Origin of the sequence: Holdemanella porci (assembly GCF_019052655.1) — a bacterium.
GTDB lineage: Bacteria > Bacillota_I > Bacilli_A > Erysipelotrichales > Erysipelotrichaceae > Holdemanella > Holdemanella hominis.
The window spans coordinates 36,597-46,945 of record NZ_JAHQVB010000009.1 but is presented as its reverse complement, the minus strand read 5'-3'; the positions used below and the strand labels follow the sequence as shown (position 1 = coordinate 46,945).

The following is a 10,349-nucleotide window of genomic DNA, read 5'->3' as shown; positions in this document are numbered from 1 at the left end:
GCTATTACGATAGTCCTTTTTGTCGTTCCTCATAATCAACAAATTGTGACAATTCGACAGTTTTTCACATGCCGCATTCCCCTGTTCCGAAGCCAAAATCTTAATATACAAAAAAAACTGTCATACGACAGTTTAATTATGCATTTAAAGCTGCTTTTGCTTCTTCGCAAAGTTTAGTGAAGCCTTCAGCATCGTGAATAGCCATTTCACTTAACATTTTACGGTTGATCGCAATATTAGCTAATTTTAATCCGTGCATTAAACGAGAGTATGATAAGTCATTCATACGTGCAGCTGCATTAATACGTGTAATCCAGATTTTACGCATGTTTCCTTTTAACTTACGACGGTCGTTGTATGCATATCTGAATGAATGCATTACCTGCTCATTTGCAGTTTTGTATAATGTATGTTTTGATCCAAAGTATCCTTTGGCAAGTTTCAACACTTTTTTTCTACGAGCGCGTGAAACTGTTCCACCTTTAACTCTTGCCATTCTTTATATCCTCCTTAATTACTTAACTAACATTTCCTTAATACGTTTGTAATCTGTAGCATGTACAGTACCTGGTTTAGCTAAGTGACGACGTTGTTTCTTAGTCTTTCCATGGAAACGGTGAGATGTATAAGCGTGAGATCTCTTTAATTTTCCAGAACCTGTCTTTTTTACACGTTTTGCTAATCCTCTGTGACTCTTCATTTTAGGCATAGTCTAGTCCTCCTTACTTCTTTTTAGGTGCCAACACTGTTGACATCGTATTACCTTCCATTGAAGGTTTTTTCTCAACGATAGCTACTTCATCCATAGCTTCGATGAAGTCATTCATGATCTTACGACCAACTTCCAAGCGAGTGATCAAACGACCACGGAATCGCATATCAATCTTTACTTTCATACCCGCTTCGATCCATTTTGACGTCTGACGAACTTTTGTTTCAAAATCGTGTGTATCGATAATCGGCGATAAACGCAAAGATTTAACTTCAACAACATGTTGCTTACGCTTAGCTTCTTTTGCTTTTTTCTGTTGTTCGAAATGATAACGACCATAGTCTAAAACTTTACACACGGCCGGACGCGCCTTGGGTGCTACACACAACAAATCTAAATTTTGTTTGTATGCAATGTCCAATGCTTCTTTTTTTGACATAACTCCCAATTGTTCTCCATCCGCATTGATGACAAGAACTTCTCTAAACGGAATCTTTTCGTTAAACAAATCATCGTTTACATTATTTGGGGCAACTTTTCTATTATTGATATTCGACACCATCCTTCTTCATTTTTCCAAAAAGAAAATGGGTGCATTCCACACCCATCACTCTTTTTAAACGAATTCAAACTGAATTGGCCGTGAACCTATGTCTCTTAGACATCAGGTGAGAAGGGGTGCTTCTATCTTTCCATTTCTTTTACTCATTGATAATACCACACACATATGGTTTATTCAATATCTTTTTTCAAAAAAATAAAGCCGAGTAAATCGGCTTAAACACATAAATGGTGGACTCTTGGGGATTCGAACCCCAGACCCACTGATTAAGAGTCAGTTGCTCTGCCAGCTGAGCTAAGAGTCCATTTATCAGTGCTCATTTATATTACCACAGCATATTTTTAAATGCAACTATTTTTTCAAAAAAGAGTGCCGAATTGACACTCTATTCCAACATAGCCATTTTTTCTTCCCACTCTTGCATCAATGCAGCAATTTCGTTGTGTTTATCATCTATTTTCGCATCTAACTCTTCCATCTTACGATAATCTTGGTAATATTCTGGTTCATATCTCAATTCTCGCATTGCCTCTAAATCTTGTTCTGCTTCCTCTAAAAGCACTTCTAGTTTTGCGACACGATTCTTAATTGCTTTTAAATCCGTGAAAGATACCGTTTGTGGCTTCGCTTCTTTTTCGACCTTGGCAACCGATTCCACAAGTTCATTACTTGCCTTTTTTTCTAAGTACTCTTCGTAATTTAAATCATACACTTTACTGATTGAACCCATTTCTAGTACACGTGTAGCCATCTTTTTTAAAAACATACGGTCATGCGATACAAATAGAATCGTTCCATCATATTTTTCTAAAGCGGATTCCAAAGCTTCTTTCGCCGGAATATCTAAGTGGTTTGTAGGTTCATCCAATAATAAAACATTATCATGCTCTAACATTAATTTTGCCAAAGCCAATCGAACTCTTTCTCCACCCGACAAATCATTCACTTCTTTAAAAACTTCATCCTGTGTAAAAAGGAAACTTGCTAACGTATTACGAATCTGTGTTTGTGTTGCATCCGGATCCATATCCCACAATTCATCCAATACATTCTTATTCGACTTCATCTGAGCACTTTCCTGATTGAAATACCCTACATCAATTTGATGGCCAAATTTAAAGCTACCTGATATCGCAGGCAGTTCTTTCACCAAAGTCTTGATCAAAGTTGATTTACCTATTCCATTAGGACCAACGATAGCCATTCTTTGTCCTTGCAATAACTGAAAAGAAACATCAGACAGCACTTTATCATAACCAACCTGTAAATCTTCCACTTCAAGAACCTGCTTACCACCTTTTCTTGCACAAGTAAACACGGCCTTCATCTGACTTGTATCTGAAGTACTATCTTCAATTCTATCCATGCGATCTAAATATTTCTGCTTACTCTTAGCAAAAGCGGCCTTATTCTTTTTATAGCGGAATTTTTCAATCAAATCTTCTAAACGATGAATCTCTTGTTGCTGACGAATATACGCTTCATGATTCTTTTTTAGATATTCATCTTTTGCCTTCAAATAATGCGAGTAATCCCCCACATATCTTTGAGTTTTACCAAACTCAATTTCCACGATTTCATCTACAACATGATCCAAGAACATTCGGTCGTGACTCACTAAAACAACCGCGAAAGGATAATGCTTCACATAATTTTCAAGCCATTCAATAGCTGCAACATCCAAATGGTTTGTCGGTTCATCCAATAATAAGATATCTGGTTTTGTCAATAACAGTTTAACCAGCGCAATTCTCGTTTTTTGTCCAGAACTAAATTCACACAATTTTTTATTTAAATCACTTTCATCAAACTGAAAATGAAAAAACACATTCTTTAATTCCACCTCATATTGATATCCATTCAATGCCTCAAAACGTGTCTGCAATGCATCATACTTTTCAAGTTGCTTCTCACTTGAATCCGTTTTAAGTACTTCTGCCTGAGCATTTAACTGCTTTTCCAATTCTCGAACCTTGTCAAAAGCCGTTAAAAGTTCTTCATACACTGTCTTTTCTTCGTCCACAAAAGTAATCTGTGCCAAATACCCAATATTTGTACCATTTAAAACCATACGAGAACCCGAATCATAGTGTTCCAGTCCACATATAGTTTTCATCAATGTTGTTTTACCACATCCATTACGACCAACCAACGCAATCTTTTCATTATCACGCACTTGAAAGTTAGCACCTGCCAAAACTGTTTTTGCTCCAAATGACTTTTGTATATTACTTAATTGTAACTTCATACTATCACCCTAAATTTCAAAATATCTAACAATACCTTTCACCAAAGTTTTCGCTATCGCATCCGTATTGTCGTTAAAATAAGCAACACTTTGAGAATTCATTGCGCTCGCATATGAAAAGTATAATCCATACATCCCAAAGACATCTTTATATTTTGCATTTCTCATTTCATCACCATAAACACCAGTGTATGTTGCTCTTCCACCAGTTTCTCTTAATTGTGGGTAAAGTTCATATTTTTTTACTTCACCCTTTTCATCTTCGGCAAATGAATCATATAAAACTCCATTTTCCTGCGTGCTGTTCGTTCTAGCCGCATACAATGTCAATCCACTTTGATCCATATAATATGAGATTGTATTAGCCAACCCACTATTTGTATATGGACTTGCCATCATATAAGGCGCATCTACATTTTCATCATAGCTTGCACCCAAGGCAATATATAATTTAGCCTTTGCCTTATAACCACGAGCCGGACGACCATCTGCACCATAATATCCAGGCGTTTCGTTTTCTTTACGCAAGATTTTTACCTTTAATCCCTTTTCTTCTAATTCTTTTTTTAATTTTTTCGCAAATTCCATGGAAGAAGTTGGTTCATCTAAAATTGATGTACTTGCACCATAATCTACTGTATTCGAGATGTAATTCATCGCATTTCCACATGGATCGATCACTACATCATATACATTGGATTTTGGGATATGCTTAGTGACAACAATAAACGTATAATTTTTCTTTAAATGAATATCATACTCTTTTAATGCCTCTTTATCTGCCACAAACGTAACATCTTTCACCTTTTTATTGCGACGCATTGTCGTGATTGTCTTCGCCTTAAATGCATCGTCAAAATAAATACGCTCCTTTTCATAATGATCATATGTATATAGTTCATAAATTCCTTCTTTTAAAGAACCTAAATCAATACCTGAATCCACTTTTCCATTAAATGTAAAACTTGTAATGGCATCATTCATAACATTTCTTAGAACAATGTTATTGCCTTGCATTTTATCCATTTTCTTTGTACCATACTCATCTTTATACAAAGACAACGTCTCCCCATAAACTAAATAATCACTGAGTCGATAAGACCCATCAAAACTTGTCTCCACCTTTTTTCGCAGCTTTTCAACATCCACTGTATCCAAATAAGATTGTGACAACTTATCTATTTCAGTTGGCCTTGATACATATAAAAAAACACAGACAACCACAATAGCGATAGTAACAACTCCGACGATCATCGTGCTTAAATTTTTATTATTAACTACTCTTACTTTTTTCATACCCCTTATTTATATCACACAAAAAAACAGGTATCAACGAGATACCTGTTTAATTCATTAGAAAATTAAATTTCTAGGTGTACGTGGATATGGCTGAACATCACGAATATTCGCAACACCACTTAAATACATCAACATACGGTCAAACCCAAGACCAAATCCTGAGTGCTTGCATCCTCCAAAGCGACGTAAATCTAAATACCATTGTAATGTCTCTTGTTCCATTCCAATTTCTTTCATGCGATTCACTAACACATCATAACGCTCTTCACGTTGAGAACCACCAACTAATTCTCCAACATAAGGAACTAATAAGTCACATGCTGCAACTGTCTTGTTGTCATCATTGACACGCATATAGAATGCTTTAATATCCTTTGGATAATCTGTTAAGAAAACAGGACCATTTACGACTTTTTCGCAAATATAACGCTCATGTTCACTCTGAAGATCCATACCCCAGAAAATATCCTGGTTTTCAAATTGATCTTTTGCTTTTTCCAAATATTCAATAGCCTTTGTATAAGTCATTCTTTCAAAGTTAGAGTTTGCAACATGAGTCACACGTTTAATACATTCTTTATCGATCATTGATGCAAAGAATTCCATTTCTTCTTTAGCATGTTCTAAACAATAGTTGATACAATATTTGATCATTTCTTCAATACAATCCATGTTATCGGCTAAATCCGCAAACGCAAGTTCTGGTTCAATCATCCAGAATTCAGAAGCGTGACGAGTTGTATTTGAATTTTCTGCACGGAAAGTTGGACCAAAAGTATAAACATTGCGATATGTTAATGCGAATGGTTCAACATGCAATTGTCCAGATACTGTAAGTTGAGCATGTTTACCAAAGAAATCCTTGTCATATTTTGCATCTTCACGAGTTGTAACTGTAAAACATTCACCAGCACCTTCTGCATCATTACCAGTGATTTCTGGTGTATGTACATATACGAATCCGCGATCCTGGAAGAATGTGTGAATTGCCATACTTAATACACTTCTTAATCTAAACATAGCATAGTATGTATTTGCACGAGGACGTACATGAGGAATTTCACGCATAAATTCAAAACTGTGACGTTTTTTCTGCAATGGATAATCGTGATCACATAATCCTAAAACACTAATACTTTCGGCTTGAATTTCAAATGGCTGTTTTGCATCTGGAGTACATACAAGTTTTCCTGTTACTTCCATAGCTGAACCTGTTGTAATTTTTGATACTTCATCAAAGTTTTCTAAGCTATCCGCATATACAACCTGCACATTCGAAAAAGTTGTTCCATCATTCAACGCAATAAATCCAACTGCCTTTGAATTACGATTTGTACGAACCCATCCCTGCAAAGTAATACTTTGTCCATCGTACTGTTCAAATGTTTCTTTTAATTTTTTTACTAACATAGTTTCTCCCTTCAAAATAAAAAAAGTTCCTTAATTAAAAGGAACGATTATTACCGCGGTACCATCCTGTTTCATCACACGTATGTATGCACTCAATTGGAATTTAACGCATTCCACACGTTACTGTCTACTTAATTTCTCCAGTACGACTCCACAGGTGTTATCAATCCAAACTTGCACTGTCTATTTTCACCTAACAAGACTCTCTTTACATGTTCGTTTTGGACGACTTCTATTTCTGCGTCTTTGTTTCTAATGAATTTGTAATAAATACCAATTCTTGTATTGATGATACCACATCAATACTTTTAATGACAACCCCTTTTGGGACTAAAAAATGTTGATGCGTAAAATCAACGATACCATTAATTCCACACTGTACTAATTTATCTACTGTTTCTTGTACATCATGTGAAATTGTTAAAATCGCAATACGACATCCTTCAGGAATCTTCGTATCTAACTCCGACATCGGATATACTTCGACACCAAATTGTGTTCCACACTTAGCTGGATCCACATCAAATGCACATGCGATTTCACCAACAACATAATCCCATTTATTATAATTCATTAACGCACGACCTAAGTTACCAGCACCAACTAAAATTATTTTTTCATCAAAATCAACGCCTAACTGACTATTAAATATTTCAATCAGTTTATCCACATCGTATCCGTAACCTTGTTTTCCAAGATTCCCTAAAAAGGAGAAATCACGACGAATTGTTGTAGGTTCAATATCTACAAAGCTCGATAATTCTTTGGACATAATTCGTTCAACGCCATTTTTTTGAAGTTTACGTAAAGCTTTTAAATATACCGGATACCTCTGTAAAGTTGCTTTGGGTACATTTCTATTCTGCATTTTATCACCCCACGCATTAATAATATCATATTTGTGATATATTTAACAAGTTAACTTGTGAAAAAATTTAAAAAACAAAAAAGTCGATTACTCGACTTTAGAAAATGGCTTGATCCACCTGCAACAACGTTGAATCCACATCTTGAAGAAGTGTTTGAATTCTTGAATTATAAAAATAAGGAACACCCTTCTTTTTCGCGAAATACAATACAAGCGCCCACAAAATTACTAGTAAAACAAATGAAACCCTAAAAGAAATGTGAATCAAAAGAACAAACACAAGTAAAAACACAATATACGCAAGTGTGTCTAATAAGATAAATCGTTGAAATATATTTTTCAGTGTAATCTGATAATAATCTCTTTTTCTAGATAGAAAAGCTTTCGTGATAGAATCATATTCCTCATTAAATTCCATCTTACTTAAATCATCCTGATTCTCTTTATGTTCTTTATAAAATACAACTTCCTGCATTCTTAAAAGACAAAACAACATGGCCTGCTTATTTTCATCTTTCGAAAACTTTTTATAATACAATTCCAACAACTTTAAATAATCATTATCCGAAATTGATTTTCCAACCATATTTTGTGCAATGACTTCTAAACGTTCTGTTAATACATCTGAAAATACAAGAATGTTATTTTGAGCACGTCTTTCAATTTCTTTTAAAGCCCCAAGAAAATGATCAGCCACGATATGCCTTAAGCGCACATGCGATTTGATCTGGACAAGATGTTGGCTTATTTCCACATGTTACTCCAGTCAAAGTATCGATAACTTCATCTACACTTCTTCCCTTCAATAAACATCCAATTCCCTTTAAATTTCCATTGCATCCACCAATGGCCTCAAAACTCTTAAGAATTCCATCTTCAATTTCAAAATTGAATTGACGACTACAAACACCCTTTGGTGTATAACTATATTTTTCCATAATTTCCTCCATTTAATCGGTCTAAAACCTTTCTACATACTACTGCTATTAATATACCACTCACAATGGACAATGCCAAAAGAATTGGTAAAAACAACTGCATAAAATACTGTTGGTAAATCCAAGTAATTGCGATTACTTGTCCTATATTATGAAAGCTAGCTCCAAGTATACTTACGCCATAAATCGAAAACACCTTACTTCGATACGCTAAGATCATCGCAATACAAGCCAAAATACCACCGCTTAACGAAAGCCAAAACGAAACAGAAAATAACATTCCCTGCATTAAGCTTGACAAAATGATACGAAGCAACGATACATAAGCCAATGATTTTTCATCATACATATAAAGTGCAAATAAGCCAGCAATATTTGCCAAGCCAATCTTATATCCAGGAACAATCATAAATATACCTATAAAGCTTTCTAAAAGCTGCAACAAAATACCGACCGCGACCAAGAAAGCTAAAATTACACTTTTCTTGACCCTCATTGTATCACCGTATCCTGACTGGCTTCTTTTTCAATTTTTACCACTGTCTCATTGGGCAAACATACAATGGGAACATTGGCATCCGAAACATAACCTTGTTTCGAACAATAATGATGTGGACTCTTTTCTTGTGTAACACGCACTTTTTTCTGTTTAACCTCAATATGCACTTTTCCAAGCTTTCCATTTACGACATACGTTTTATCTTTTGATAAATCAATACGCAAAACTTGTTTTTCCTTAACATATACACTCGCATACGCATTTTCATTTTCACTAAAAAATAAAGGAACACATAGTACTACCGCTACGATCATAATGCATACTATCAGAATTTTATCTGCCTTTTTCATTATTGAACGACCACACTTACATTTTTTGTGACTGAATTTCCAAAACGATCACTGATTTTTACTTGTACATCCTGTGTTGATGCAGTGGACGTATCAACATTAGCTTCAAAAGTAACTCCCGACAGATCTGTTGCATGAAAATAGGAATTCCAATCAATATTCTGTCCAACCCCAATTGTGATTTGACCCACTTCACTTGCACATACTGGAGCCGTTGTATCTTTAACTTTTATCACAAAAGGATACTCTTTACTCCCATCCACAATCGCAAAGTCATATTCACCAACAACCAAATAATCCATTCCAGATGTCATAAAGCGATTATTTTTCTTATCTACCCCAACACTTTTTGAAACAACTTTTAAACGAGATGAAAAAGTCGCATTCTTTAAATATAAAGTTGGATTGGCATAAATATCTTTTCCAAGTTCAATCGTGAACATCGACTTTTTTAATTGAACCCCCAAGGAACATGCACACAATAAGAATGATAAGCTTATAATTCCTATTTTTTTAAGCATCCAATTCCTCCTTTAATTCTGAAGCCATCTGCTTCACTTTCGCTAAGCGATGCTTCATTCCAGATTTTGAAATATCTTCACCAAATTCATTTTTACACTCTAAACACAATTCATTTAGATTGGCCTCCGGATACATCTTGCGAATTTGCATCGCATGCATAATTTTTTCTGGAATCACAATATTTTTGGCATGACTCTCCAAAAACTCAATAGCCTCTAACTGCGATTTGGCAGCCTTTAAACTCTTTACCTCATTGGCAACCTCACAATTATCGAGGCGCGTGATCTGATTATAGAAATCTCTTTGAATTCTAGAATCCTCAAATTCAAACAACGCATTCGAAGCATTACATAAACGTAAGAAGTCTGCAATTTTATCTCCAGCTTTTATATATACCACATAAACACTTTTTCTTTCGATGACTTTTGCCGGCAAATAAAAACGCTGCATTAATTTTTGAACACTTAACGCTAAATCTTTTTCCTGACTCGACATTTCTAGATGATAATTACTCGATTTTGGTGAGTTGATACTGCCACTAGCCAAAAAACACCCTTGCAAATAAGCTCTAGCCATCTTTTCAGAACGAACCATTTTTACGCTTGGTGTATAACGCAAACCTGAATCAGTTAAAATCTGAAGATCTTCCAATATTTCTTGAGCTTTATCAAACACTTGAATGCGATAAATGTTATTTTTCTTTAACTGCATTTTTTTCAACACAGAAAGACGAGGATCGACATCATATAACGTTTTCATGATTTGAAAAACATGTTTGGCAATTGTTGCATTTTCAGTTTGAAACGACAAATACATGCCTTGCCAATTCATATGTAAACTTGCTCGCATTTGAAAAAGGGCACATAATTGTGCCTTTATCATTTGAGCATCGATTTCTTCTTTACAAATTTCTTTTTTAATTTCAGATGTAAAGGACAAGT

13 protein-coding genes and 1 tRNA gene are annotated in these 10,349 nt (G+C 35.0%); all 14 read right to left on the bottom strand.

The window, feature by feature from the left end; translation table 11 throughout:
* Positions 1-136: 136 nt before the first annotated feature.
* A complete protein-coding gene (rplT, locus tag KTQ83_RS03290; protein WP_003865814.1) occupies positions 137-496 on the bottom strand; it encodes a 50S ribosomal protein L20 in 360 nt (119 codons plus the stop codon).
* A gap of 18 nt (positions 497-514) precedes the next feature.
* Positions 515-709, bottom strand: coding sequence for a 50S ribosomal protein L35 (rpmI, locus tag KTQ83_RS03285; protein ID WP_003865815.1), 195 nt, complete (start codon positions 707-709; stop codon positions 515-517).
* Between the two features lie 13 nt (positions 710-722).
* Positions 723-1,274 (bottom strand): translation initiation factor IF-3, encoded by a 552-nt coding sequence (gene infC / locus KTQ83_RS03280; protein WP_117926784.1) that lies wholly within the window; start codon positions 1,272-1,274, stop codon positions 723-725.
* A gap of 228 nt (positions 1,275-1,502) precedes the next feature.
* Positions 1,503-1,578, bottom strand: a tRNA-Lys gene (locus KTQ83_RS03275).
* A gap of 81 nt (positions 1,579-1,659) precedes the next feature.
* A complete protein-coding gene (locus tag KTQ83_RS03270) occupies positions 1,660-3,522 on the bottom strand; it encodes an ABC-F family ATP-binding cassette domain-containing protein (RefSeq protein WP_217255971.1) in 1,863 nt (620 codons plus the stop codon).
* A gap of 9 nt (positions 3,523-3,531) precedes the next feature.
* Complete coding sequence (locus KTQ83_RS03265; RefSeq protein WP_217255972.1) at positions 3,532-4,818, bottom strand: hypothetical protein; 1,287 nt, start codon at positions 4,816-4,818, stop codon at positions 3,532-3,534.
* 57 nt (positions 4,819-4,875) lie between these two features.
* A complete protein-coding gene (gene asnS / locus KTQ83_RS03260) occupies positions 4,876-6,231 on the bottom strand; it encodes an asparagine--tRNA ligase (RefSeq protein ID WP_217255973.1) in 1,356 nt (451 codons plus the stop codon).
* A 232-nt stretch (positions 6,232-6,463) separates the two neighbouring features.
* Complete coding sequence (locus KTQ83_RS03255; protein ID WP_117926538.1) at positions 6,464-7,099, bottom strand: redox-sensing transcriptional repressor Rex; 636 nt, start codon at positions 7,097-7,099, stop codon at positions 6,464-6,466.
* Positions 7,100-7,196: 97 nt separating this feature from the next.
* Positions 7,197-7,796 (bottom strand): hypothetical protein, encoded by a 600-nt coding sequence (locus KTQ83_RS03250; protein WP_117926537.1) that lies wholly within the window; start codon positions 7,794-7,796, stop codon positions 7,197-7,199.
* Positions 7,789-8,037: a TIGR03905 family TSCPD domain-containing protein gene (locus KTQ83_RS03245; RefSeq protein WP_199593316.1), complete on the bottom strand. Its 249-nt coding sequence runs from the start codon at positions 8,035-8,037 to the stop codon at positions 7,789-7,791. Before KTQ83_RS03245 ends, KTQ83_RS03250 begins: the two co-directional genes overlap by 8 nt.
* Positions 8,024-8,533: a Gx transporter family protein gene (locus KTQ83_RS03240; protein ID WP_117926535.1), complete on the bottom strand. Its 510-nt coding sequence runs from the start codon at positions 8,531-8,533 to the stop codon at positions 8,024-8,026. Before KTQ83_RS03240 ends, KTQ83_RS03245 begins: the two co-directional genes overlap by 14 nt.
* Positions 8,530-8,886, bottom strand: a complete 357-nt coding sequence (locus KTQ83_RS03235) for a NusG domain II-containing protein (protein WP_118116392.1) — start codon at positions 8,884-8,886, stop codon at positions 8,530-8,532. Before KTQ83_RS03235 ends, KTQ83_RS03240 begins: the two co-directional genes overlap by 4 nt.
* Positions 8,886-9,407 carry a hypothetical protein gene (locus KTQ83_RS03230; protein ID WP_117926533.1) on the bottom strand — a complete coding sequence of 174 codons (522 nt, stop codon included), beginning with the start codon at positions 9,405-9,407 and terminating at the stop codon, positions 8,886-8,888. Before KTQ83_RS03230 ends, KTQ83_RS03235 begins: the two co-directional genes overlap by 1 nt.
* A complete protein-coding gene (gene whiA / locus KTQ83_RS03225; RefSeq protein WP_217255974.1) occupies positions 9,400-10,347 on the bottom strand; it encodes a DNA-binding protein WhiA in 948 nt (315 codons plus the stop codon). Before whiA ends, KTQ83_RS03230 begins: the two co-directional genes overlap by 8 nt.
* Between the last annotated feature and the right edge of the window lie 2 nt (positions 10,348-10,349).

Coding starts and splice junctions, on each gene's coding strand:
- rplT (WP_003865814.1), bottom strand. CDS start 496: ATGGCAAGAGTTAAAGGTGGAACAGTTTCACGCGCTCGTAGAAAAAAA.
- rpmI (WP_003865815.1), bottom strand. CDS start 709: ATGCCTAAAATGAAGAGTCACAGAGGATTAGCAAAACGTGTAAAAAAG.
- infC (WP_117926784.1), bottom strand. CDS start 1,274: ATGGTGTCGAATATCAATAATAGAAAAGTTGCCCCAAATAATGTAAAC.
- KTQ83_RS03270 (WP_217255971.1), bottom strand. CDS start 3,522: ATGAAGTTACAATTAAGTAATATACAAAAGTCATTTGGAGCAAAAACA.
- KTQ83_RS03265 (WP_217255972.1), bottom strand. CDS start 4,818: ATGAAAAAAGTAAGAGTAGTTAATAATAAAAATTTAAGCACGATGATC.
- asnS (WP_217255973.1), bottom strand. CDS start 6,231: ATGTTAGTAAAAAAATTAAAAGAAACATTTGAACAGTACGATGGACAA.
- KTQ83_RS03255 (WP_117926538.1), bottom strand. CDS start 7,099: ATGCAGAATAGAAATGTACCCAAAGCAACTTTACAGAGGTATCCGGTA.
- KTQ83_RS03245 (WP_199593316.1), bottom strand. CDS start 8,037: ATGGAAAAATATAGTTATACACCAAAGGGTGTTTGTAGTCGTCAATTC.
- KTQ83_RS03240 (WP_117926535.1), bottom strand. CDS start 8,533: ATGAGGGTCAAGAAAAGTGTAATTTTAGCTTTCTTGGTCGCGGTCGGT.
- KTQ83_RS03235 (WP_118116392.1), bottom strand. CDS start 8,886: ATGAAAAAGGCAGATAAAATTCTGATAGTATGCATTATGATCGTAGCG.
- KTQ83_RS03230 (WP_117926533.1), bottom strand. CDS start 9,407: ATGCTTAAAAAAATAGGAATTATAAGCTTATCATTCTTATTGTGTGCA.